The organism is Stenotrophomonas sp. NPDC078853 (genome assembly GCF_044901215.1).
In the GTDB taxonomy this organism is placed as follows: Bacteria; Pseudomonadota; Gammaproteobacteria; order Xanthomonadales; family Xanthomonadaceae; genus Stenotrophomonas; species Stenotrophomonas lacuserhaii.
In genome coordinates this window covers 15,847-40,471 of the sequence record NZ_JBJDOQ010000018.1, presented here as the reverse complement: position 1 = coordinate 40,471, position 24,625 = coordinate 15,847, and the positions used below count along the sequence as shown (strand labels likewise).

The following is a 24,625-nucleotide window of genomic DNA, read 5'->3' as shown; positions in this document are numbered from 1 at the left end:
TCAGATCTTGGCAGAGGCGAGCGGCAGGGACGCATCGACCGGCGGCGGCAGCTCGCTTTCGCGGCCATCCAGCGCCAGCTTCAGGCGGTCGCGGTCCAGTGCGCCTTCCCAGCGCGAGACCACCACGGTGGCCACCGCGTTGCCGATGAAGTTGGTCAGCGAGCGGCACTCGCTCATGAAGCGGTCCACGCCGAGGATCAGCGCCATGCCGGCCACCGGTACTTCCGGCACCACGGCCAGGGTCGCGGCCAGGGTGATGAAGCCGGCACCGGTGACGCCGGCGGCGCCCTTGGAGCTCAGCATCGCCACCAGCAGCAGGGCGATCTGGTGTCCCAGGCTCAGCTCGGTATTGGTGGCCTGGGCGATGAACAGCGCCGCCAGGGTCATGTAGATGTTGGTGCCGTCCAGGTTGAACGAATAGCCGGTCGGGACCACCAGGCCGACCACCGACTTGCTGCAGCCGGCGCGCTCCATCTTTTCCATCAGCGAGGGCAGCGCGGACTCGGAAGAGGACGTGCCCAGCACCAGCAGCAGTTCGGCCTTCAGGTAGCGCGCCAGCTTGAACACAGAGAAGCCGCAGAGGCGGGCCACCGCGCCCAGGATCACCACCACGAACAGGAAGGCGGTCAGGTAGAACGAGCCGACCAGCCAGGCAAGGTTGATCAGCGAGCCGACGCCGTATTTGCCGATGGTGAAGGCGATGGCGCCGAAGGCACCGATCGGGGCGGCGCGCATCAGGATATGCACCAGCTTGAACACCGGGGCGACCAGCGCCTCCAGGAAGTTCAGCACCGGCTTGCCCTTCTCGCCCACCAGCGCCAGCGCGATGCCGAACAGCACCGCCACGAACAGCACCTGCAGGATGTTGCCATCCACGAACGCGCTGACCAGCGTCTTGGGGATGATGTCCATCGCGAAGCCGACCAGGGTGAGCTCGTGCGACTTCTGCACGTAGCTGTTGACCGCGGTCTGGTCCAGATCGGCCGGGTTGATGTTCATGCCCGCGCCCGGCTGCACCACGTGCGCCACGATCATGCCCACCACCAGTGCCAGCGTGGAGAAGAACATGAAGTAGGCCATCGCCTTGGCGAAGACCCGGCCCACGGTGCGCAGGTGGGTCATGCCGGCGATGCCGGTGACGATGGTCAGGAAGATGACCGGGGCGATGATCATCTTCACCAGGTTGATGAATGCATCACCCAGCGGCTTCATCTTTTCGCCGACCAGCGGCTCGTAGTGGCCAAGGACGGCACCCAGGATGATGGCGACCACCACCTGGAAATACAGCTGGCGATAGAACGGCAGCGGCTTGGTCGGCACCGGGGAAGCGGCGGGAACGTGCATGGCGGGCTCCGGAAGGGACTGATGACGGCAACGCCACGAAGAACAGGTGACGCGGCGTCGGATGGCGCCCTTTGTACGCCGCGCGGACGCATCAGCAGATAACCTATTGGTACTACCCCCCCGGTTCAGGCTGCCCGGAGGGCGTTTCTGCCCCTACACTGCGCCGGTCGCAACGACCCCGCCCCGCCGGGTGATCGTGTAGTTCCACCTTTCCCGAATAGAGATCCGCCGTCCCATGCGAATGACCCCGACCCTGCTTGCCCTGTCCCTGGCCGCCAGCCCGCTGCTGGCCAACGCCGCCGGTTTTGACAACTGGCCGACCAAGGTGTCGTTCGCTGATGGCACCGAGCTGGCCGCCACCGGCAACATCGCCTACGACTGGAACAACTTCTCCGGCGACATCGAAAACGCCGATGCCGTGCGCCGCAAGGAATTCGGCGCCACGCTGAAGAAGAAGGGCGTGTATGACGCCATGGTGTACTACGACTTCCAGTCCGATACCTGGCTGGACGTGTACCTGCGCCTGGAAAGCAAGGCGTTCGTCGGCCAGGACATCGGCAAGTTCCGCTTCGGTTACATGAAGACCCCGGTCGGCCTGGATGCGGTGACCAGCTCGCGCGCCGGCAGCTTCATGGAATTCGCGATGCCGGTGCAGGCCTTCTACGCCGGTCGTCGTACCGGCGTGGACTGGATGCTGGAGCGCCCGGCCTACCTGCTGCAGGCCGGCCTGTACGGTGGCAAGGACCTGCAGGGCGACAACCCCGGCACCATGCAGGCGGTGCGTGCGGTGTGGACCCCGGTCAAGGCCGAAGCCAACGTGCTGCACCTGGGCCTGGCGCTGTCGCAGGAAAACCCGCGTGGCTGGCGTGATGGCCGCGACGTGCACCACGAAGCGACCGCGCGTTTCCGCGCGCGTCCGGAGGCCGGCCTGACCGACCTTCGGCTGGTCGATTCCGGTGCGCTGGTCACCGCCGACAAGGTCAACCGCGCCGGTCTGGAAGGCATTTTCATCCGCGGCCCGTTCTCGGTCCAGGCCGAAGCGTTGCAGGCCACCATCACCCGCGAAGGCAAGCCGGATTACACCGGCAACGGCCAGTACGTGATGGGCAGCTGGGTGCTGACCGGCGAATCGCGCGGCTACAGCAGCGGCAGCGTGTCCAACGTCAAGCCGGCGCGTGACTACGGCGCGGTGGAAGTGCTGGCGCGCTACAGCCGGCTGGACCTGGACGACGCCGACGTGCTCGGTGGCCGTGAACACAACTGGACCCTGGGTGCCAACTGGTACCTGACCAGCCACTTCAAGTTCCAGGCCAACTACATCAAGGCCGATGCCAGCCGTCGCGGCGTGCATACCAAGCCGGAAATCTTCGAAGTCCGCGCCCAGATGCATTTCTGAGCCGGGCCGGGTGAGTGAGCGGGTCACCGACCCGCTCTGCCCTTAGACTCTGTCCGCATGTACCGGCTCGGCCGCTACCGCAAGCTGGCCATGACCCTGCTGGTGATGATCGGCGGGACCGCACTGTGCGCGGTATCGGCCGGGCATTTCGCCGGCCAGCGCGCGTTGGCCGGTGAGAGCGCGCAGGTGCGGCGCCAGTTGCAGCTCTACGGACAGGGGCTGCAGCAGCGGATCGACCGCTTCGGCACCCTGCCGCAGGTGATGGCACTGGATCCGGACCTGCTGGCCGCGCTGCGCAGCGCGCCCGATCCCGCCGACCGCCAGCGATTGAACCTGAAGCTGTCCCAGGCCAACCAGGTGACCCGTGCGTCCACCCTGACCCTGGTCGGGCGCGATGGCGTGGCGGTGGCGGCCAGCAACTGGGACCAGCCCTCCACCAACGTCGGCGAAGACTACAGCTACCGGCCGTATTACCTGCAGGCGATGGCGGCCGGCCACGGCCGTTTCTACGGCATCGGCATGACCACCGGCGTGCCCGGTTATTTCCTGTCCCACGCCATCGACGCTGCCGACGGCACCCGCCTGGGCGTGGTGGTGATCAAGATCGAACTGTCCGCGCTGGAACAGGAATGGGTGGCCAGCCCGGACATCGTGCTGGCCAGCGACAACCACGACGTGGTGTTCCTGTCCAACCAGGATCCCTGGCGTTACCGCCTGTTGCGGACGCTGGGCAGGGAAGAGCGCAGCGAGATGCTGGCCAGCCGCCAGTACGCAGACCGCGCGCTGCAGCCGCTGCGCGCGCGCACCGAGCGGGTGCTGGATGACGGTGGCCGGATCGTGCGCATGGCCGATCCGGCAATGCCCCGCGCGCTGCTGTGGCAGACCATCGACCTGCCCGAAGAAAACTGGCACCTGCACCTGCTGCACGATGCCAGCGCGGCCGGCGCGGTGGCCCGCAGTGCAGCCATTGGCGGCGGTGCGGCATGGTTGGCGCTGGGTTTCCTGGTGCTGTTCGTGCAGCAGCGGCGACGCCTTTCGGCGCATCGCCAGCGCAGCCGGCGCGAACTGGAAATTCTGCTCAAGCAGCATGCCCAGGAACTGCGCAGCGCGCAGGATGGCCTGCTGCAGGCCGCCCAGGATGCCGACCGCGGGCTGAGCCGCAGCCTGGAACACCTGCCGCAGGGCGTGGTGATCATCGACAGCCAGCAGCAGCTGGTCGCCTGGAATTCGCGCTACCTGGAGCTGTTCCGCTTCCCGCCGGGACTGGTGCAGGTGGGACGGCCGATCGAGGAGATTTTCCGCTTCAACGCGCGTCGCGGCCTGCTCGGGCCAGGGCCCGTCGACGAAGCCATCGAACGCCGCCTCAACCACCTGCGCAGCGGCCGCCCGCACATGCGCGAAAGCGAGAAAGACGACGGCACCGTGCTGGAGATCCGCGGCAACCCGCTGCCCGACGGCGGCTTCGTCACCAGCTATGCCGATATCACCAGCTACAAGAACGCCGCGCGCGAGCTGCGTTCGCTGGCCGATGCGCTGGAACACCGCGTGGCCGAGCGCACCCACGACCTGGACGAGGCGCGGCGCGAGGCCGAGCAGGCCAACCGCTACAAGACCCGCTTCGTCGCCTCGGCCGTGCATGACCTGCTGCAGCCGCTGAATGCCGCGCGCATGTTCGTTTCGGTACTGCGCGGCAAGCTGGCCGATGGCGAACAGCAACAGACCGCCGACCACATCGAAGCGGCGCTGTCGGCGCAGGATGCGATCCTGGTCAGCCTGCTGGACATCTCCCGGCTGGAATCGGGCAGCCTGCAGACGCGGGTGCGGGCTTTCGCGCTGAACCCGCTGCTGGAGACGCTGGCCCGCGAGTTCGGCATCGCCGCCGAAGGCCGTGGACTGCAGTTGCACTGGGTCGCCACCGGCGCCGTAGTGGTCAGCGACGAGGCCCTGCTGCGGCGCATCCTGCAGAATTTCCTGTCCAATGCGCTGCGCTATACCCAGCGTGGCCGCGTGCTGCTGGGCTGCCGCCGCGAAGGCAGCCGCCTGTGGATCCAGGTCCACGACCAGGGCCCGGGCATCCCGGAAAGCCTGCACAAGGAAATCTTCGAAGAATTCCGCCGCCTGCATGATGGCCAGGAACGCGGCACCGGACTGGGCCTGGCGATCGTCGAACGCATCGGGCGCCTGCTGGGGCATCCGATCCGGCTGCGCTCGGTGCTGGGCAGCGGCACGATGTTTGAAGTGGCCGTGCCACTGGGCCGGGCAGATGAGGTGGTGGCCTCGGTGATGGTGCACGCGCCGGTGGTGGTGGAGACCACGGCAGACAGTCCACTGCGTGGACGCCGGGTATGGGCCATCGATGACGATGCGCATGTCAGCGCTGCCACGCGTGCCCTGCTGGAAAAATGGGGTTGCGATGTCGAGCAGTCCGAAGGCCCCCAGGCCGCGCTGGATGCTGCCCACGCCGGGCACGCACCGGAGCTGTTGCTGCTGGACGTACGCATGGGCGAGTTCCATGGGCCGACGCTGTATGAGGCGCTGTGCGAACGCTGGCAGGCGCGGCCGCCGGTGGTGCTGGTCACCGCCGAAGGCGATGACGCGCTCAGGGCGCTGGCCGCTGACAACGGCTGGGGCTTCCTGGCCAAACCGGTGCGCCCGCCCGCGCTGCGTGCGCTGATGACCCAGTTGCTGCTGCGCCACCGCGGGTAGCACCCGTCAAAGGGGTAGCGCCGACCCAGGGTCGGCGAGCGCAGCGGCGCAGCCCTGTCCTGCCTTACACCAGTCCGGCGTCCCCTTCCGGCTCAAGCGCCTTCACCAGCACCGCGGCCTGCGTGCGGCTGTGGCATTCCAGCTTTTTCAGGATGGCGGTGACATGCACCTTCACCGTGTTCTCGGCAAGCCCCAGCGTGTAGGCAATCTGTTTGTTCAGCAGCCCATCGGCCAGGCACAGCAGCACGCGGAACTGCTGCGGCGTGAGCTGCGCAAGGCGGCTGGCCAGCAGTGCATCGGCGTCGGATCGCTCGGCCGCCATCGCAGGGAACCACAGCCCCCCATCGAGCACGGCCGCCACCGCCTCGCCGATGGTCTCCGGCGGCACCGATTTGGGGATGAAACCGGCGGCGCCGAACTGCTGCGCGCGGCGGATGACGCGCGGGTGGTCATTGGAAGAAAGGATCACCACCGGGATGTCCGGATGCGCGCCACGCACGTGCAGCAGCGCTGAAAACCCGTGCGCGCCGGGCATGGTCAGGTCCAGCAGCACCAGGTCCACGTCGGGGTGCTGGTCCAGCGCCTGCTCCAGCGCTTCGGCGCTGGCGACTTCGCGCACGTTGACCTGCGGCAGGCCCTGCCGCAGCGAATGGACCACGGCAGCGCGCAGCAGGGGATGGTCGTCGGCAACCAGCAGGTTCAGCTCGCTCATGCGCGCATTGTAGAGCCGACTTCAGTCGGCTGCGGCTGCCGGGCCACGCTGCCCTTGCATCGATGCCGGCTGGCGCGCCGGACGCATGCTGCTGTTCCATGCGTCCAGGAATTGCCGCCGCTTCAATGCATCGAGGTAGACCAGCAATCCAGGCCCGAGCTGGATCGGCCGCAGGTTGCGCTCCGGGCTGCCGTTGCGGCCCGCGCCCCCCCGCACGATGGGCATCAGCCGGGCTTCGCGGGACAGCACCTGCTGGCCGCGCGGGGACAGCAGATAGTCCAGGAAGCGCCGTGCCTCGGCACTGTTGCGCGCGTTGCGCGGAATCAGCGCGGTACGCAGCATCACCAGGGTGTAATCCTGCGGTTCGACGATGCCCAGCGGCTCGCCGTCATCGATGCGCGCCTGCGCGTAGGAGCCGAGCACGTTGTAGACCAGCGACAGCTCGCCGCTGCTGACCTTGTCCAGCAGCACGCCGGTACGCTCTTCCAGCAGCACCTGGTTGTCGCCGAGCGCGCCCAGCAGCGCGCCGGCCATGCTGCCGCGCTGCGCATCCTGCGTGGCCAGCACGTAGCCCACGCTGCTGCGGTTGATGTCATAGGTGCCGACCCGCCCACGCAGCGGCGCATCCGGCGCGCGCAACAGGTCCAGCAGTTGTCGCCGCGTCCGCGGCACGCGCGCGGCAGGCAGCGTGCGGGTGTTGTAGACCATCGCCACCGGCTCGTAGCTGATGCCGAAGGCCTCGCTGCGCCATTGCGCCCACGCCGGCAGCGCCTCGGTCTGTGGCGAGCGGTGCGCCAATGCATGCCCGTCGTTGACCAGCTTGGCCTGCAGGTCCATGCCACTGGAAATCAGCAGGTCGGCCGAGGCGGCCCCCTTCCGTTGGCGAAGGAAGCGCGCATGCAGGTCCTGGGTGATGATGTCTTCGTACACCACTTCCGTTCCTGGATGCAGGCGCTGGTAGTCGGCGATCACCACGGCGAATACTTCGATGTCGGTCGAGCCATGGATGCGCAGGTGCGCGTTGGCCGGGCCGGTGGCGGCGAAACGCTGCACGTCGCCGGGTGCGGCAGCGGCGTCCTGCATGGACAGCAGCAGGGCGAAAAGGGCAGACAGTCGGATCATGCAGGACTCCGGGGCAGCACGATGGTGGCCACCAGGCCCCCTTCGCGACGGTTGGAAAGATCGATCCGCCCACCGTGCGCATCCACCACGCGCTTGACGATGGCAAGCCCCAGCCCGGCCCCGCCGGCAGCGGCACCTTCGCCACGCGCGAAGCGCTCGAATACCCGTTCGGCATCGCCCGGGGCGATGCCCGGACCGTGGTCGGCGACGGTCAGCACGGCATTGTCGCCATCAATGGTCAACGCCACCTGCAACGGGGCCGCCGCGCTGTACTTGATGGCGTTGTCGATCAGGTTCTTGATCGCTTCGCGCAGCAGCAGCGCGTCGCCCTGCACCCACACCGGCCCGGCGCTCATTGCAAGGTGCACGCGTGGGATCGGCTCGACCTGCGGCACGGCCTCGTGCAGCGCCTGGTGGACCGCTTCGGCAAGGTCGACCGGTGCATAGCGCTGCAGGTTGGCGCGATGGATCACGCTGGCGTCGCTGAGCAGCTGGTTGAGCAGCCGGCTCATGTGGCTGGCGTTGCGTTCGATCGCCAGCAGGCTGCGCCGCATGTCCTCGGGCTCTTCGTCATCCAGCGCCAGCTGCGCCTGCGCGCGCAGCGCCGCCAGCGGCGTGCGCATCTGGTGCGCGGCCTCGGCCATGAACGAACGCAGGGTTTCGTTGCTGGTCGACAGCCGGCCCATGAAGCGGTTGAGCGCGGCGACCATCTGGTCCATCTCACGAGGCACGTGCGCGTCCAGCGGACGCAGGTCCGATGGTTCTCGCCGCGACAGCTCGCGTTCCACCCGCACCAGCGGACGGAAGGCACGGTGTACGCCGACACCGACCAGCGCCAGCGACAACAAAGACAGCACGGTGATGGCCAGCAGCGCGCGGTTCACCATCTCCTGCGCGAGCGCTTCGCGCGCAAGCCGGGTCTGCCCGACCTGCACCTGTACCTCGCCCTGCGCCGAGGGCGATGACAGGTTGCGCGCCACGACCACGAAACGCACGGTTTCCCCGCTGTAGGATGCATCGAACAAAGCCGGGGCGTCGCCGGATGGCTTCGCACTGCGCGGCGCGGACGGCAGGTCCCCATAGCCGGTGATCAGCATGCCGCGGCTGTCGGCCACGCGGTAGAACACCCGGTCCTGCGGTGCCATCGCCAGCAGGTCCAGCGCGGCATAGGGCAGGTCGACCTGCCACTGTCCGTCGACCAGCGCCACCGAATCGGCGATGGACAGCGCCGAAGACACCAGGAGGTGGTCGTAGGAACGGTTCGCCGCGCGTTGGCCGTAATCCCGTGCGGCGAACAACAGCGCCACGGCGAACACCGCCAGCAGCGCGCCCAGGTACAGGGTCAGGGTCCGCCGCAGCGACGCCGGCCGCTGCCGCTCACGCGGGCGCATCGCTACCCCCGTCGGTCGCGTCCACCGCTTCCAGCATGTACCCCACGCCGCGTACGGTGACGATGCGCAGCGGCGCGGAAGCCAGCTTGCGGCGCAGCCGACCGACATACAGTTCGATGGCATTCGGCCCGGCTTCGTCGTCGAAACCGAACAGCCCATTGCCGATTTCGTCCTTGCCGACCACCTGTCCCAGCCGGCCGACCAATATCTCCAGCAGGCGGAATTCGCGGTTGGGCAGTTCGATCAGTTCGCCGTCCACGCTGACGCGGTGTGCGGCGTTGTCGAACTGGAACCCGCCGATCTGCACCAGTTCGCTGGCCTGGCCGCGCGCGCGTCGCAGCAGCACGCGGCAGCGCGCTTCGAATTCGCGGAAATCAAACGGCTTGCCGAGGTAGTCATCGGCGCCCACGTCCAGCGCCTGCACGCGGTCTTCGATGCCGTCGCGAGCGGTGAGCATCAGTACCGGGGTGCTGTCACCGCGTTCGCGCATGCCAGCCAGCACGCGCAGGCCGTCCAGCTTGGGCAGGCCGATGTCCAGCACCACCAGGTCGAACCTCTGGTAGCGCAGGACGCTGGCGGCGGCCAGCCCATCGGACTGCCAGTCCACGGCGTGGCCGTTGCGGCGCATGCGGCGGATGATGGCATCGGCGAGGTCCGGGTTGTCTTCGACCAGCAGCAGGCGCATGCGGTTGTCGGGTACGGGGGAATGGAGATGCTAACGCACGGGGGGTGGGTCGAACGGGTGATACCCCCTCGCGGCTGGCTTTGGAGCTGAGGCCATGGGTGTGCGACGGGTGGGTGGGGTTGGCAGGACACGCCGTGAACCCGTCCTTGGGGGCTCGCTGTTGCCCTCCATGGCAACAGACGGTCCTGCCAACCCCACCCACCCGTCGCCCTGACAGGTTCCGGTGGCCGGCAGCCGCGTTGAAAAAAGAAGAGCGGTAGCGACGGCCCGCAGGGTGCCGGGCAGGATGCCCGGCATCGCCATGCTCGGCGGGCGGATCGGCTGGCGGAATCGCGGGGGTTTCGCTGCGCTGCACAAACCGCTGACAGGTGAATGACAGCTTGCTGGGTCGAGACTGCGGCCTCGCATCCGTTCCGGGTGCCCACGTTGGCCGCGCGCCGGGCGCGCACCTGGGAGGGTTTGTGGAAGTATTTTCTGTTCGTTGGTCGAACATGGGGTCGTGCGCGGTGGCTGCCTGTGCCGTGTTTGCTGCTGCGCCGGTCTTTGCCGCCGACGATGACCGGCCGGTCACCGCCGAGATCGGTGGCCGCCTGCACCTGGATTTCGCCAGCTTCGACAACGACGGACGCGGCACGCCGAACAAGGATGACACCGAGGTGCGGCGTGCGTGGCTTGACGTATCCGGCAAGCTTTTCGTGGTCGACTACAAGATGGAAGCCGACTTCTCCGGCGACCGCGTTGAAGCCAAGGATGTGTACCTGAGCCGCAGCTTCGGCGATGCCGGCCGGCTCACCGTCGGTCAATTCAAGCAGTACTTCTCATTGGATGACCGCACCGGTTCCAACTACGGCAGCTTCCTGGAACGCGGCAACGCGGGCACCTCGCTGGCGCCGCTGTACCGGCTGGGCGCTTCCTGGCAGGCCAATCCGGGCGACTTCACCTGGGCGGCCAGCCTGTACAGCCTGGAAAGCATCGATGCCTGGCAGGTCAAGGGTCGCGCCGCCGGTGGCCGTGCCACGTGGGCGCCGAGTCCCGCTGCCGGCGACGTGCTGCACCTTGGCATCTCGGCGGCACGCGAGCTGTATGACAACCCCGGCGCCAGCGGTGCCCCGGGGTTGCGCATCCGTCCGCGCCCCGCCGGCCACCTGTCCGATGAGAGCCGCCTGACCCTGGTCGATTTCTCCGCAGGCCGCGATACCGACGTGGACAAGTGGTCGCTGGAGTACGCGCAGGTGCGTGGGCCGTGGTCCTGGCAGGGCGAGTTCAGCGGCGCCACGTTCGACGATGGCCTGCAGCGCGGCAAGGTGCTGGCCGGCTACGGCATGCTGAGCTGGTTCGTGACCGGTGAATCGCGCGGCTACGATCGCAGGACCGGTCGCTTCGCCCGCATCAAGGACATCCACCACAGGGCCGGCGCCGTCGAACTGGCGCTGCGCTACGACCAGATGCGCGGTGACCAGCACCTGGTCGGCCTGCCGGACCTGCGCGAGGGCAGCACCGAGGCCTGGACACTTGCTGGCAACTGGTACCTGCGCGACAACCTGCGCTTCATGCTCAACCTGATCGAAAGCCGCAACCGCGACCGCCTGGCCGACGTCACCGTCGACCGCACGCGCGCGGTCACCGGCCGTCTCCAGTTCGATTTCTGACGCTCCCCCGCTCTCCCCTCCCCCTTCCGCACTAACCCGCAAGGAGTCCGCAGATGATGCTCAGCATCCTCGGCTTTGGCATGGTCATTACGTTCATGTACTTGATCATGAGCAAGCGACTGTCGCCGCTGGTCGCCCTGATCACCATCCCGATCATCTTCGCGCTGCTGGGCGGCTTCGGCGCCGGCATCGATGAAATGATGCTCGACGGCATCAAGAAGATCGCGCCCACCGGCGTCATGCTGATGTTCGCCATCCTGTACTTCGGGGTGATGATCGATGCCGGCCTCTTCGATCCGCTGGTGCGGATCATCCTCAACGTGGTCAAGGGCGATCCGCTGAAGATCGTCATGGGCACCGCCGTGCTGGCGATGCTGATCTCGCTGGATGGCGATGGCTCCACGACGTACATGATCACGGTCTCAGCGATGCTGCCGCTCTACCGGCGGCTGGGCATGAATGCCTTGAACATGACCTGCGTGACCATCCTGGCGGGCGGTGTCATGAACCTCACCCCGTGGGGCGGACCGACCGCGCGTGCGGCCACCGCGTTGCACGTCGACCCGGCCGACGTGTTCGTGCCACTGATTCCCTCCATGGTGATCGCCTGCGCCGGCATCCTGCTGCTGGCGTGGTACCTGGGCATGAAGGAGCGCCGTCGCCTGGGCGTGGTCACCCTGCCGCAGGGCGGCTCGTGGATGGACTCCAGCGTGTCCGACGACGGCGATGCGCTGCCGACCGTCGAAGATGCCGAAGACATCAAGCGTCCCAAGCTGCTGTGGGTCAACTTCGGCCTGACCGCTGCGTTGATGGCCGCGCTGATCATGGGCCTGCTGCCGATGCCGATCCTGTTCATGGTGGGCTTCGCCATTGCGCTGGTGATCAACTACCCGAACCTTGCCGAGCAGCGCCGTCGCGTGGTCAACCATGCCGGCAACGTGCTGTCGGTGGTCTCGCTGATCTTCGCCGCTGGCATCTTCACCGGCATCCTCAACAACACCGGCATGGTCGAAGCGATGTCGCACAGCTTCCTGGCGATCATCCCGGAAAGCTGGGGCCCGTACCTGGCGGTGATCACCGCGCTGGCCTCGATGCCGTTCACCTTCTTCATGTCCAACGATGCCTTCTACTTCGGCGTGCTGCCGATCCTGTCCGAGGCCGCCGGCAACTACGGCATCACGCCGGTGGAAATGGCCCGCGCTTCGCTGGCAGGCCAGCCGGTGCACCTGCTCAGCCCGCTGGTGCCCTCGACCTACCTGCTGGTCGGACTGGCCAAGGTGGAGTTCGCCGACCACCAGAAGTTCACCCTGAAATGGGCGGTGATGATCTCCCTGCTGCTGATGGCCGGCAGCCTGCTGTTCGCGCTGTACCCGCTGGCCGCCTGATGCGGCCCTGCTACATCACCAGGAGAACCCGATGACCCTTCGCATCGCATACGTAACCAGTGGCATGGGCAGTGTCGGCACTGCGATCTGCCAGACCCTGGCGCGCTCGGGCCACACGGTGGTGGCCGGCTGTGCGCCGAACTCACCGCGCAAGGCCGGCTGGCTGCGCGAGCAGCGTGACCTCGGCTTCGACTTCATCGCCTCCGAAGGCAACGCAACCGATTGGAGCTCCACCGCGTCCGCCTTCACCAAGGTGCGCGCCGAAGTCGGCGAGGTCGATGTACTGGTCAACAATTCCGGCGGCAGCCGCGATGTGCTGTTCCGCCAGATGAGCGCCGATGACTGGAATGCGGTGATGGCGTCCAACCTCAACTCGCTGTTCAACATCACCAAGCAAGTGGTCGACGGCATGGCCACGCGCGGCTGGGGACGCATCATCAACATCGGTTCGGTCAGCGCGCACAAGGGCCAGATCGGCCAGGTCAACTTCGCCACGGCGAAGGCGGCGATGCACGGTTTCAGCCGCGCGCTGGCCGCGGAGGTCGCCGCCCGTGGGGTCACGGTCAACACCATCTCACCGGGCTACATCGCCAGCCAGGCGATCAGCAGCTTCCCGCCGGACGTGCTGGACCGGCTGGCCGCCTCGGTGCCTATCCGTCGTCTCGGCAAGCCGGAAGAAGTGGCCGCGCTGTGCGGCTGGCTGGCATCGGATGAAGCGGCGTACGTGACCGGTGCGGACCATGCGGTCAACGGCGGTCTGTACATGGGGTGATGCAGCCGGGCGGATCCGATGGCTGGCGCTGGGCTCGCCGTCCCTCGGTGGTGACGGCCGCTGGCTGTCTGCTCCTGCTGTCGGTGGGTGACGACCGTTGGTCGTCACGACCTTGCCCTGCCGCTGCGCTCGCCGAGCATGGCTCGGCGCTACTCTTGCGTGCGGCGGGGTCCTTCAGCATAAAGCGAACGCCGTCGCAGTTGCACGCATTCTACGCTTCACCGTCAAAAAGCCGTCATTTCCGCTTCGCATAGTGGTTGGTGACCTGCAGCCCGCAGGCCTTTCCCCTCATGCAACGGAACGACATGCAGACCCGACACCTGACGATTGCCGTGGCGATCGCGCTTTGCGCCGCCAACGCCCACGCCGCCGGCGAATCCAACGCCGATACCGCTGTCACCGCGCAGACGCTGGATGCCGTGTCGGTGATCGGCCAGGGTGAAACCCGCCAAGTGCAGCGCATCACCACCGTGGACAAGCAGGTCCTGCCGCCCGGCACCAGCGGGCAGAAGATCCTCGATCGCCTGCCCGGCGTTTCCGTGCAATCCAATGATGCCTTCGGTGCCAACGAGGAATCGCAGACCATCAGCCTGCGCGGCTTCGACAAGAGTCGCCTCGGCTATACGCTCGACGGCATCCCGCTGGGTGACAACAGCTACGGCAACTACAACGGACTGAGCATTGCGCGCGCCTTGATCGCCGAGAACCTGGCCGGTGCCGAGCTGTCGCAGGGCATCGGGTCGCTGGGCGTGGCGTCCACCAGCAACCTTGGTGGTGCGATCCAGTACTTCTCGATGGACCCGTCCACTGAATTCGGCGGGCGTGCCAGCATTACCGCAGGCGATGACAACCAGCGCCGTGGCTACCTGCGCGTAGACACCGGGGACATCAACGGGTTTTCCGCCTATGTGTCCGGCGTGCACCAGGACGCGGACATGTGGGCGGCGCCGTATCAGAACCAGACGACGCGACAGTTCAACGCCAAGGCCGTCTGGCATGTGGGGGACAACCGTTTCGGTGCGTTCGCCGCGACCTCGCGCGCCAGCCAGGCGAACTATGCCTACCTGTCCAAGAGCATGCTCGAACGCGGCCTGGGCTACGACTGGAACATCTATGCACCCGACTGGGAGCGTGCCGTCGCTGCGGCCTACTGCGCGCCGGCTACGCGTGATCCGGCACGCTGTGCGTTCAGCGGTGGCGTCAACAGCATCGACGATGCGTACTACCAGAGCCGCGCGCTTCGCGATGACAACCTGTATTCGCTGGACGCCGATCTGAAGCTCGGCGAACGCGCAGGGCTGAAACTGCTGGCCTACCATCACGACAACCGCGGCCAGGGCCACTGGTGGGCACCGGGTCAGCCCTCTCATCCGGGCACCGACCGCGAGATTCCGATCTCCATCCGCAGCACCAACTACACCATCAACCGCCAGGGCCTGACCGCGGCGCTGACCTGGAACCTGGGTATCCACGAACTGGAAGCCGGGCTCTGGTACGAGAAGAACGACCATAACGTAGAGCGCAATTTCTATTACATCGACGGCCCGTTCCTGGACGACACCTACCTCAACCATCCGGACCGCCGCCTGTTCGACCAGGACTTCGATATCCGTACCCGTCAGTTCTATGTGCAGGACCGCGTGCGCTTCATGGACGACCGGATGACAGTGGACGTGGGCATCAAGAGCCCCAACACCCGGATGACCGCCAACGCCAGGCCGGGCACCGAATCGAGCTATGCCTCCGGCACGTTGACCGCCAAGGAATCGGTGCTGCCGCAGGCCGGCATCAGCTTCAAGCTGAGTTCCCGCCAGGAAGTGTTCGCCTCGTATGCCGAAAACATCGCCGCCTTCGTCGGCGGCGGCAGTGGCGGCCCCCTGCAGGTATCGCCGGAGTCCTTCGCTGCCAGCGTGGATGACCTGGAGCCGGAAAAGTCGCGCACGTTCGAAGCCGGTTTCCGTCGCTTCGGCGACAAGTACCAGGCCTCGCTGGCGGCCTACCACGTGATGTTCGACAACCGCCTGCTGTCGCTCAACCCCTGCACCAGCATCGAAGTGGGCACGCGGCCGGAATGCATCACCCGCTTCATCAATGTGGGCTCGGTGAAGAGCCAGGGCGCCGAACTGACCTTCATCCTCAAGCCGGTCGACGGCCTGCAGTGGTACAACGCGCTGTCGTGGAACAAGACCACCTACGAGGACGACTACACCTCCGGTGGTGCGATCGTACCGGTGGCGGGAAAGATCACCGTCGATACGCCGCAGCGCATGGCGTCCAGCGAACTGAGCTGGAACCGCGACGGCTTCTTCGCCAGCGTGCGCGCCAAGTACACCGGCAAGCGCTATTACACCTATACCAATGACCAATCGGTACCGGGCGTGACCACTTTCGATGCAGGCCTCGGCTATTCCTTCGGCCCGGGCATGGGCCTGCGCGACATCAAGGTATCGCTCAACGCCACCAACCTGACCAACAAGCGCTACGCAGGGCAGTTGAGTTCGTTCGCGCCGACCGATCCGACCGGGACCCGTTATGCGATCCACGCCAGCGCACCGCGGCAGGTGTTCATGACGGTGGGGGTTGATTTCTAGTCTTCGGCGGGGCGCATTGGGTCATGGGTTGAGGCGAGGGAGGGTAATGCGCGGGACACACCGCAAGTACATCCGTGTAGGCTGCGTCGCCGCATCCATGCGGCTCAGCGTCCCACGCATCACCCTCCCCCGCCTCCGGACAGTGCGCTGCCGCCGCCGGGTTTGGGGAGGAGAAGAGCAGAAGCAGAAGCAGAAGCCGCCGAGCATGGCGTGGCGGGCGGCCACCGGAATCTGTCCGGGCGCCGGGCGGTGGGGCTGGGCGGGGGCGTTGAGCGCCATGGATGGCGCGAAACGAGGCCCGCAGGATGCGGCTTCTGCCGTCCCCCGACCAGCCCCACCGCCCGTCGCCAACACGCAGCCTGCTGTCAAACGCCCGCCACGAGAGGGTCCCACCCGTTCGACCCGGTCACTCCGGTGACAACTGATCCATCCGTATCCGATTGGCGAACAACGAAAACGCCAGCATCCCCGCCAGCCCATTGGCCCGGCTCACCCAGTGCGGCAGCCAGCGCGGCGGCTGCAGTATCCCCGCCTCGAACAACGGCGCGAAGGTGATCGCATCGGTCAGCGTCATCTTGCCGGCGAACAACCAACGGCATACCTGCAGGCGGTCTTCGGCCAACATGTGGCGGAAGAACGTATGCACCGATACCAGTCCACGCAGGTAAACCGTGTCCTTGGTGAAAGCCATGCCGCCGCTGGGCGGAACGCCGCGAAACACGCGCTGGGCTGAAGCGAAGCTCTCCTCGAGGTTCTGCCCGGCATCGCAGAAATAGCGGAACACCTCGATGAAGTCCGCCCCCTCGCGGGCCATCGCAATGGCTTCGGTGCGCAGGCTGATGCGTTTCAGCCGCTCGATGTCGATGCTGCCGGTGATCTGCTCGGCGAAGGTGGCCAAGCCTTCCTGGGTGGCGGTGACGCGCGGGGATGACAATGCCAGGCTCGGCAGGACATGCTGCTCCCGGCCGTTCAACGCCGTCAGCGAGTGCACCAGCGCTTCGTGGTGGAACAGCTGTGCGCGATCGTACGCACTGAAGCGGGCGCTGGTGCGCAGGCGGATGCGGGTCGGCCCGGCGGCGGCCTTGGACACCAGCCCGGGGTCCAGTTGCACCTGGATGATGCGGGATTCGAAGAACGCGTCCAGGTCACTCTGCAACTGCAGCTGCAGCGCGGTAGCCGAGACCGGGACCTGCTCTTCCGGGGCCAGCAGCTCGTGGTCCAGTTCGGCGGCGATCTGGATGAAATGACGCGCGGCGTCACGCGTGCTGGGCCCGTTGCCGGGCAGCGGCTGCTCGGGCGAACCGAACAACTGCACTGAACACGCATCCACTGCGGCGGTGCCCAACCCTTCCAGCAACTGCGCGGCCAGGTCCCAGCTCTGCGCGGACTGCTGCACGTAACGGCCCAGCGGATGGTCGGCATCGCATTCGGCGGTCAGCGCCGCCAACGCGCGCCGCGCATCGCTGAAATCCAGCTTGGGGTAATCCACCTGGGGCAGCCGCGGCTGGCCACTGGCCACGCTGGCCAGGAACGGGGACTGCAGGGCCGCCGGCCAACTGGTCAGTCCCAGCAGCCGGATGCCGCCTACGGCCTCGACCAGCCGCGCATCCAGCGCGGCATGGTGGGCCACTTCATGGTCTAGCGTCGCGCCTGGATCCATGGGTGAACTATAGCCTGAGGCGGTAACGGCGTGACGACCAACGGTCGTCACCCACAAGATGGTCGTCACCCACAACGACGGCCAGCGGCCGTCACTACCGGCGGCGCGGCGCCTTGCCTGCGCCACGACGGGCCGCGGTGCGGCGTTCCTGCGCCGTCTCAGCCTGGCGTACCGCCAGCTTTGCCGCTGCGGCAGCGACTTCTTCCTTCAGCTTGAAGTAGTTCAACACGCGGGTTTCTTCGATGTCGCCCTCTTCGATCGCCGCACGGACCGCACACCCCGGTTCCTGCTGGTGCAGGCAATTGCGGAACCGGCACTGTGCCGCCAGCGCTTCGATATCGGCGAAGCCGCCTTCGGCCAGCGTCTCTTCGCCGGTCGGCTTCAGCTCGCGCATGCCGGGCGTGTCGATCAGGCAGGCGCCCATCGGCAACGGCATCAGCGCGCGATGCGTGGTGGTGTGGCGGCCGCGCGAATCGTTGGAGCGCACCGTGTTGGTCTTCATCCGCTGCTCGCCGAGCAGGGTATTGGTCAGGGTCGACTTGCCCGCACCCGAAGAGCCCACCAGCACCACCGTATGCCCCGCGCCCAGCCACGGATGCAGGGTCGCCACGCTGGCCGGATCCAGCCCGTTGACCGCCCGCAGCGCGATGCCCTGCGCCTTCAATTCTTCCAGCACCGCCAGCGCGTCTTCGGTGTACTCGGTCTGGTCGGCCTTGGTCAGCACCACCACCGGCTCGGCGCCGCCCACCAGCAGCAGGTAACGCTCGATCCGCCGCGGATTGAAATCGGCATCCAGGCCGCAGACGATGAACACCGTATCGACGTTGGCCGCGATCACCTGCTGGTGGTAATGCTCCCCCGCCGCGCCACGCTTGATCGCGGTGCGCCGCGGCAGCAGCGCGACGATGCGCACGCCCTCCAGCAGCACCCAATCGCCCACCGCGGGGCGCTCATGGCTGGGAAAGCGCGGACGCTGCCATTCCGGCAGGGATTCGGCCTTGATCGACGCGTCCGGGCCATCGGCGACCACGTAATGGGTGCGATGCTGCTCGATCACCCGCGCAGGCCGCGCCTGTGGATGGGTCGCCATCGCGGCCTGCCAGTCCGCCTGGTCGGCGTTGGCGGGCGGGCCGGGCCAAGGCCAGCCAATGGTCTGCAGTGCGGGGTAATCAGGGGTATCGGTCATCGTCCGCATTCTACCGGCAGCGCGCCTTGCGGGCGTGGGCGCTGGCCGGCGGAGACCCTTGCCATGCATCGCAGCAATTCAGCTAGTATGGGTCTTCCACGCCCATCGACGGCCCGTCTGCCATGTCCACCCCCACGCCCAAGCCCCTGGCCATCCGTGAGCGCCTTTCCGAAGTGCGCTACGAGATCCGAGGAGAGCTGGCGCGGCGAGCGCGGGAACTGGAAGCGCAGGGCCGCACGCTGATCAAGCTGAACATCGGCAACCCCGGCAACTTCGGCTTCCGCGCGCCGGAGCACCTGCAGCGCGCCATCGCCGATGACATGGGCCGCACCGATCCCTACACCCACCAGCAGGGCCTGCCGGAAGCACGCGAGGCCATCGCGGCCGCCTACGCGCGTCGCGGCGCCCCCGACGCGCACCCGGACCGGGTATTCATCGGCAACGGCGTCAGCGAACTGATCGACCTGTCGTTGCGGGCGCTGCTCAATCCCGGTGACGAAGTGCTGGTGCCCTCGCCCGATTACCCGCTGTGGTCGGCCGCGACCATCCTCAACGACGGCCGCCCGGTGTATTACCGCTGCGCCCCGGAAAACGGCTTCCAGCCGGACCCGAGCGAGATCGAAGCACTGGTGTCCTCGCGTACCCGCGCCATCGTGCTGATCAACCCGAACAATCCCAGTGGTGCCAGTTACTCGCGCGAACTGCTCGAACGCATCGTCGCCATCGCGCGCAAGCACAACCTGCTGCTGATGGTCGATGAAATCTACGACCAGATCCTGTACGACGACGCCGTCTTCCAGCCCGTGGCACCGCTGGCGGGTGACCAGCCGTGCATCACCTTCAGCGGCCTGAGCAAGGTGCACCGTGCCTGCGGCTGGCGCGTGGGCTGGGCGATGCTGTCCGGCGAAGCCGAGCGGCTGGGCGAGTTCCGCGCCGCGATGGACCTGCTCAGCGCGCTGCGCCTGTGCGCCAACGTGCCTGGCCAGTACGCCATCGATGCGGCGGTCAACGGTCCCGATACGATCACCCCGCTGTGCAGCCCCGGTGGCCGCCTGTATGAGACCCGCCGCGCGGTGATCGAAGCCTGCGCGGCCAGCGAACACCTTTCGCTGGTGGCGCCAGCCGGGGCGCTGTATGCCTTCCCGGCCGTGGTCGGCGATGCGGCCCGTGGCCTGGACGACCACGATTTCGCGTTGGAACTGATGAACGACGAGGGCGTGCTGGTGGTACCCGGCTCCAGTTTCAACGTGCCCTACCGACATCATTTCCGCGTCACCCTGTTGCCCGAAGCGGCGGTGATGCGCGAGGTGTTCTCGCGGATCGACCGCGCACTGGCACGCCGCGCCGAAGCCAACCGCAAAGTGGTAACGCTGAAGCCGCGCCGCTCGGCCGTCGCCTGACTCCGATGGCACTCACCTGGCTGGCCTTGGGCGATTCCTACACGATTGGCGAAGGCGTTCCGGCAGACGGCCGCTGGCCGCATCAGCTGGCGGCGTTGCTGCGCGCACGCGGCATCGCGCTGCAGGAACCACGGACCATCGCCACCACCGGCTGGACCACCGATGAGCTGGACGCTGGCATCGATGCCGTTGCACCGGACGGTCCGTTCGATTTCGTCAGCCTGCTGATCGGGGTCAACAACCAATACCGCAGTCGGTCACTGCAGGAGTACCAGCAGCAGTTCAGCGCCCTGCTGCAGCGCGCGCTGGCGTTTGCCGGCGGCAGGCCGTCGCGGGTGCTGGTGCTGTCCATCCCGGACTGGGGCGTCACCCCGTTCGCGCACGATCGCGACCGCGCCGCCATTGCCGACGCGCTGGATGGCTACAACCATGCCGCGCAGGCGATCTGCAACGCGCTCGGAATCGCCTACGTGGACATCACCGATCTCTCGCGCCAGCACGGCGCGGAAGCGGCGATGCTCGCAGACGACGGCCTGCATCCTTCGGCGCGGATGTATGCGTTGTGGGCGCAGCGGGCCCTGCCGCTGGCCGAGCGCCTGCTCGCCTCCGCCGGCTGAACCGGTGACCGGCGCGCTGCCCACGGCGCATCCGCCGGCCTCTTCGCTGGACACCGCCGAGGCAACGGCCATCGCCCGCGCTTTCCTGCCGGAACGCAGCTGGGGCAACCGCAGCACCTACTACTACGTGCGCGCCAAGCTCGGCAGCGACCCGCTCTACAACGGCGTGCTGCAGGCCCTGCCGGACGATCACCTGCCGCTGCTCGACCTGGGCTGCGGGCTGGGCCTGCTGGGCCACGTCGCGCGCCTGCGCGGCCGAATGCAGCCCTACCTGGGCGTGGACCTGGACGCCGGCAAGATCGATCGCGGTGCGCGTGCGGTCCGCCGCGCGGCACTTCACGCACTGGACCTGCGCCACCTGGACATCCAGCAGCCGCTGCCACGCCACAGCGGCCATGTAGCTGTGCTGGACGTGCTGCACTACCTGGATGCACACGCCCAGGCCAGCCTGCTGCAGGCGGCGGCCGCGCGCGTGGCGCCCGGCGGGACACTGGTACTGCGCAGTCCGCTGGATACCGGCGATGGCCGCGACCGCGCCACGCGCCTGACCGACCGGCTGGGCTGGCTGTCCGGCTGGATGCGTACCCGCCCACGCCACTATCCAACCGCCGGTGCGCTGCAACGCCTGCTCGACAAGGCCGGCCTGGTCGCCGAAGCGCCGCGCGCACTGCACGGGCGCACTCCCTTCAACAGTTGGCTGCTGGTGGCCAGGCGCCCACCCGTGGCGCGCTGACCTGCCGCGTCAGGGGCCTGCCGGCAACCGCGCCTGCAGCCTGCGCTCGTGCAGTGCCTGCAGCACCCCTTCGATGATCTGCAGGTTGTGGCCGTGTCCACTGCCTTCGTGCAGCAGCACGATCGCGCCGGGCTTCAGGTCCGGCAGCAGCCGCGCCAGCACCTGCGCGGGTGTGCAGTCCACCCCATCGAAACCGCGCGCACTCCAGCCCACCCGGGTCAGCCCCAGATGCTGCACCACCGGCCCCACGAACGGATTGGTCATGCCCACCACCGAGCGGTACCAGCGCGTGGGCCGCCCGGTGATCGCCTGCAGCGCCTGCTGGCAGTGGCCGATCTCGCGGGCCATGGCCACCGGTCCCAGCCGCCAGAAGCGGGCCTGCGGGTGGCTGTGGCTGTGATTGCCCACGTCATGGCCGCGGCGGATCAGCTCGCGCACCAGCTCCGGATGGGCCAGCGCGCGCTCGCCCACCAGGAAGAAGGTCGCCTTGGCCTGGTAGCGGTCAAGCAGGTCAAGCACGGCGGGCGTATCCCTTCCGGGGCCGTCATCGATGGTCAGCCAGACCGCCTCGCCGGCCTCGGCCAGGCGGCTGGTGACCGGGGTGTAGAAGCGGCAGTTGGGCAGGAATACCGGCAGCAGGAACAGCGCATGGCTGGCCAGCAGCAGGGCCAGTCCCCAGCCCCAGCCGGCAAGGATCCACACCGCCAGGGCAAGCAGCTGGGACAGCGCGAAGCCCAGCAGCGCGCGCCAGGGCCAGCGGGGGGGGCAATGCAGCGTTTCTACCGTGGTCATGCCCCATGATGCCACGGGGGGTAGAATCAGCGGTTCGATATCACCGGATTTCCACCGCCATGTCCCTCGATCCCGCCCTGCGTTCGCGCATCGAAACCCTCCTCGCCAACGACCGCGTCGTGCTGTTCATGAAGGGCCAGCCGTCCATGCCGCAGTGTGGCTTCTCGGCCAAGGCCGTCGGCGCACTACAGGACCTGGGCGTGGAGTTCGGCCACGTCAACGTGCTGGCCGATCAGGAGATCCGCGAAGGCATCAAGCAGTACGGCGACTGGCCGACCATCCCGCAGCTGTACATCGACGGCGAGCTGGTCGGTGGCAGCGACATCATCCTGCAGATGGCCTCCAGCGGTGAGCTGAGCAGCGTGCTCGGCCTGGCCGCCCCGGACCGCACGCCGCCGTCCATCACCGTGACCCCGGCCGCCGTGGAAATGCTCAAGGGTGCCCTGGCTGACTCGCCCGGTGCGGCCCTGCAGCTGGGCATCGATGCCCGCTTCCAGCCGAACTTCCAGCTGGCCCCGTTCGACGAGGGCGCGATCGCGGCCGAATCCAATGGCCTGCGCGTGCAGTTCGACCTGGCCAGCGCGCGGCGCGCCGACGGCATCACCATCGACTGGGTGGATGACATCCGCGGCAAGGGCCTGGCGATCGACAACCCGAACGCCCCCAAGGCCATCACCGAACTGTCGGTGCGCGACGCCGACGACCTGGTGCGTGCCGGCACCGTGCTGCTGGTGGACGTACGTCCGTCCGAAGAGCGTTCGATCGCCGCCGTCGGCGTGCCGTTCAAGGTCTTCGATGGCAATGGCCGTGCCGAGCTGGAAGCCCTGCCCAAGGACACTGCGCTGGCCTTCCTGTGCCACCACGGCGGTCGCAGCGCGCAGGCGGCCGAACAGTTCCGTGCACTGGGGTTCACCAAGGTGCACAACGTGACCGGCGGCATCGATGCCTGGTCCGACGAGGTCGACAACGGCGTGCCGAAGTACTGATCCGGCGTTTCACGCAGTCCCGTAACGATCTGGAAAACGCCGGCATCCGCCGGCGTTTTCCGTTGCAGCGCCTCAACCCGCGAAGCCGCCCTCGGCCAGGAAATCCATTTCTTCCATCGTGGTCATCCGCCCCAGCACCGCATTGCGGTGCGGGAAGCGCCCGAAGCGCCGGATGATGTCGCGGTGCAGCTCGGCGAACTGCAGGTATTGCTTGTCGCCGAGCACGTCGAACATCGCCACCGAACGGTCCTGGTCCTGCAGCTCTTCGGAGTGTTCGAACGGCAGGTAGACGAACGCCCGCAGCTTGGGCAGCAGCTCCAGGTCCAGGCCCTCTTCCACCGCGCGCATCGCGTAATGCCGGGCCAGCCCATCGGTGGCATACGAATGGGCGGTGCCGCGGAAGCAGTTGCGCGGGAACTGGTCCAGCAGCAGCATCAGCGCCAGCGCCCCTTCGGCGCTGGACAGCCAGTGCTCGCGGGCCCGCGAGGCGGCCGCATGGTGTTCCTCCAGGAACAGCGCACGGAAGCGCGCGTCGAAGGCGTCGTCGCGCGCGAACCATTTCGCCGGCCCTGCCTCGTTCCAGAACGCCACTACCTGCGCTGCGGTCTGCATATCCTGCTCCACGGGCTGCATCGGGGCGCCCTGCCCATTGCCGATCATTCGTCGAACCGCAGGTGGCGGACCGATTTGCCATTGCGCCGGATCAGCCTCAAGGCCTCGATGCCGATCTGGATATGGTTGTCCACGAACTGCGAACTCACCTTGGCATCGGAGGCTTCGGTCTTCACCCCATCGGGGATCATCGGCTGGTCGGAGACCAGCAGCAAGGCCCCCGTCGGGATGTGGTTGGCGAAGCCCGCCGCGAACACGGTGGCGGTCTCCATGTCGATGGCCATGCAGCGCATGCTGCGCAGACGCTCCTTGAAGGCTTCATCGTGCTCCCATACGCGCCGGTTGGTGGTGAACACGGTGCCGGTCCAGTAGTCGTGGCCGAGGTCACGGATCATCGTGCTGACCGCCCGCTGCAGCGCGAACGCCGGCAATGCCGGCACTTCCGGCGGCAGGTAATCACTGGAGGTGCCTTCACCGCGGATCGCCGCGATGGGCAGCACCAGGTCGCCCAGCTGGTTCTTGCGCTTGAGCCCACCGCACTTGCCCAGGAACAACACCGCCTTGGGCATCACCGCGGAAAGAAGATCCATGATGATGGCCGCGTTCGGGCTGCCCATGCCGAAGTTGATCATGCTGATGCCATCGGCGGTGACGCTGGCCATCGGCCGGTCCAGGCCCACCACTGGTGCGCCGGTCAGCTGCGCGAAGGCATGCAGGTAGCCGCTGAAGTTGGTCAGCAGGATGTGCTGGCCGAACTGGTCCAATGGCACGCCGGTGTAGCGCGGCAGCCAGTTGTCGACGATGTCCTGCTTGGTCTTCATGTGGCGGTCTTGGCGAACGTCAGGGCACGATTCTGCGAGAGGCGCGCCACAGAGTCGAGCATCGC

The 24,625-nt window shown here is 67.4% G+C and carries 20 protein-coding genes; 10 read left to right on the top strand and 10 right to left on the bottom strand.

The window, feature by feature from the left end; genetic code table 11:
• Window positions 1-1,344, bottom strand: a complete 1,344-nt coding sequence (locus ACI2JH_RS16340) for a dicarboxylate/amino acid:cation symporter (protein ID WP_101098978.1) — start codon at window positions 1,342-1,344, stop codon at window positions 1-3.
• Window positions 1,345-1,579: 235 nt separating this feature from the next.
• Here ACI2JH_RS16340 and ACI2JH_RS16335 point away from each other — a divergent pair, with 235 nt between their 5' ends.
• Window positions 1,580-2,740, top strand: a complete 1,161-nt coding sequence (locus tag ACI2JH_RS16335; RefSeq protein WP_042614682.1) for an OprO/OprP family phosphate-selective porin — start codon at window positions 1,580-1,582, stop codon at window positions 2,738-2,740.
• 57 nt (window positions 2,741-2,797) lie between these two features.
• Entirely contained in the window at window positions 2,798-5,446 is a 2,649-nt protein-coding gene (locus ACI2JH_RS16330) for a PAS-domain containing protein (protein WP_404736718.1), read from the top strand.
• Window positions 5,447-5,510: 64 nt separating this feature from the next.
• Here the strand turns inward: ACI2JH_RS16330 and ACI2JH_RS16325 are convergent, their stop codons facing one another.
• Genes ACI2JH_RS16325 through ACI2JH_RS16310 form a run of 4 tightly spaced genes read right to left on the bottom strand, consistent with a single transcriptional unit; the run spans window position 5,511 to window position 9,356 of the window.
• Window positions 5,511-6,158 carry a response regulator transcription factor gene (locus ACI2JH_RS16325; RefSeq protein ID WP_042614680.1) on the bottom strand — a complete coding sequence of 216 codons (648 nt, stop codon included), beginning with the start codon at window positions 6,156-6,158 and terminating at the stop codon, window positions 5,511-5,513.
• A 21-nt stretch (window positions 6,159-6,179) separates the two neighbouring features.
• Window positions 6,180-7,280 (bottom strand): ABC transporter substrate-binding protein, encoded by a 1,101-nt coding sequence (locus tag ACI2JH_RS16320; RefSeq protein ID WP_404736717.1) that lies wholly within the window; start codon window positions 7,278-7,280, stop codon window positions 6,180-6,182.
• Window positions 7,277-8,671, bottom strand: coding sequence for a sensor histidine kinase N-terminal domain-containing protein (locus tag ACI2JH_RS16315; protein WP_404736716.1), 1,395 nt, complete (start codon window positions 8,669-8,671; stop codon window positions 7,277-7,279). The genes ACI2JH_RS16320 and ACI2JH_RS16315 overlap by 4 nt, the downstream gene beginning before the upstream one ends.
• Window positions 8,658-9,356: a response regulator transcription factor gene (locus ACI2JH_RS16310; RefSeq protein ID WP_182657571.1), complete on the bottom strand. Its 699-nt coding sequence runs from the start codon at window positions 9,354-9,356 to the stop codon at window positions 8,658-8,660. The genes ACI2JH_RS16315 and ACI2JH_RS16310 overlap by 14 nt, the downstream gene beginning before the upstream one ends.
• A 491-nt stretch (window positions 9,357-9,847) precedes the next feature.
• Here ACI2JH_RS16310 and ACI2JH_RS16305 point away from each other — a divergent pair, with 491 nt between their 5' ends.
• From ACI2JH_RS16305 to ACI2JH_RS16290, 4 genes are all read left to right on the top strand, one after another.
• Window positions 9,848-11,005 carry a porin gene (locus tag ACI2JH_RS16305; protein WP_319278420.1) on the top strand — a complete coding sequence of 386 codons (1,158 nt, stop codon included), beginning with the start codon at window positions 9,848-9,850 and terminating at the stop codon, window positions 11,003-11,005.
• Window positions 11,006-11,061: 56 nt separating this feature from the next.
• Entirely contained in the window at window positions 11,062-12,390 is a 1,329-nt protein-coding gene (locus ACI2JH_RS16300) for a CitMHS family transporter (protein ID WP_101099034.1), read from the top strand.
• A 31-nt stretch (window positions 12,391-12,421) separates the two neighbouring features.
• Window positions 12,422-13,162: an acetoacetyl-CoA reductase gene (gene phbB, locus ACI2JH_RS16295; protein WP_404736715.1), complete on the top strand. Its 741-nt coding sequence runs from the start codon at window positions 12,422-12,424 to the stop codon at window positions 13,160-13,162.
• Between the two features lie 305 nt (window positions 13,163-13,467).
• On the top strand, window positions 13,468-15,753 hold the full coding sequence (locus ACI2JH_RS16290; protein ID WP_404736714.1) for a TonB-dependent receptor: 2,286 nt from the start codon (window positions 13,468-13,470) through the stop codon (window positions 15,751-15,753).
• Between the two features lie 406 nt (window positions 15,754-16,159).
• On the opposite strand, the gene ACI2JH_RS16285 is transcribed toward ACI2JH_RS16290, so the two are convergent.
• Together ACI2JH_RS16285 and rsgA are read right to left on the bottom strand one after the other, a co-directional pair.
• A complete protein-coding gene (locus tag ACI2JH_RS16285; protein ID WP_101098970.1) occupies window positions 16,160-17,413 on the bottom strand; it encodes a flavohemoglobin expression-modulating QEGLA motif protein in 1,254 nt (417 codons plus the stop codon).
• Between the two features lie 94 nt (window positions 17,414-17,507).
• On the bottom strand, window positions 17,508-18,608 hold the full coding sequence (rsgA, locus tag ACI2JH_RS16280) for a ribosome small subunit-dependent GTPase A (RefSeq protein WP_404736713.1): 1,101 nt from the start codon (window positions 18,606-18,608) through the stop codon (window positions 17,508-17,510).
• Window positions 18,609-18,721: 113 nt separating this feature from the next.
• Between rsgA and ACI2JH_RS16275 the strand changes: the two genes are divergently transcribed.
• The 3 genes from ACI2JH_RS16275 to ACI2JH_RS16265 are packed head-to-tail and all read left to right on the top strand — an operon-like array spanning window position 18,722 to window position 21,349.
• Window positions 18,722-19,999, top strand: coding sequence for a pyridoxal phosphate-dependent aminotransferase (locus ACI2JH_RS16275; protein WP_182657690.1), 1,278 nt, complete (start codon window positions 18,722-18,724; stop codon window positions 19,997-19,999).
• Between the two features lie 5 nt (window positions 20,000-20,004).
• Window positions 20,005-20,616, top strand: coding sequence for an SGNH/GDSL hydrolase family protein (locus ACI2JH_RS16270; protein ID WP_404736712.1), 612 nt, complete (start codon window positions 20,005-20,007; stop codon window positions 20,614-20,616).
• Window positions 20,617-20,620: 4 nt separating this feature from the next.
• The gene (locus tag ACI2JH_RS16265; RefSeq protein ID WP_404736711.1) at window positions 20,621-21,349 is read left to right on the top strand and encodes a methyltransferase domain-containing protein; all 729 of its coding nucleotides are present in this window, start codon (window positions 20,621-20,623) and stop codon (window positions 21,347-21,349) included.
• Window positions 21,350-21,358: 9 nt separating this feature from the next.
• Here ACI2JH_RS16265 and ACI2JH_RS16260 read toward each other — a convergent pair whose 3' ends face one another.
• Window positions 21,359-22,141 (bottom strand): polysaccharide deacetylase family protein, encoded by a 783-nt coding sequence (locus ACI2JH_RS16260; RefSeq protein ID WP_319278348.1) that lies wholly within the window; start codon window positions 22,139-22,141, stop codon window positions 21,359-21,361.
• A 59-nt stretch (window positions 22,142-22,200) separates the two neighbouring features.
• Here ACI2JH_RS16260 and grxD point away from each other — a divergent pair, with 59 nt between their 5' ends.
• Window positions 22,201-23,127, top strand: coding sequence for a Grx4 family monothiol glutaredoxin (grxD, locus tag ACI2JH_RS16255; protein ID WP_042613684.1), 927 nt, complete (start codon window positions 22,201-22,203; stop codon window positions 23,125-23,127).
• Between the two features lie 72 nt (window positions 23,128-23,199).
• Here the strand turns inward: grxD and ACI2JH_RS16250 are convergent, their stop codons facing one another.
• Window positions 23,200-23,739 carry a DUF924 family protein gene (locus ACI2JH_RS16250; protein ID WP_404736710.1) on the bottom strand — a complete coding sequence of 180 codons (540 nt, stop codon included), beginning with the start codon at window positions 23,737-23,739 and terminating at the stop codon, window positions 23,200-23,202.
• 44 nt (window positions 23,740-23,783) lie between these two features.
• Window positions 23,784-24,560: an AMP nucleosidase gene (locus tag ACI2JH_RS16245; RefSeq protein WP_101098963.1), complete on the bottom strand. Its 777-nt coding sequence runs from the start codon at window positions 24,558-24,560 to the stop codon at window positions 23,784-23,786.
• Between the last annotated feature and the right edge of the window lie 65 nt (window positions 24,561-24,625).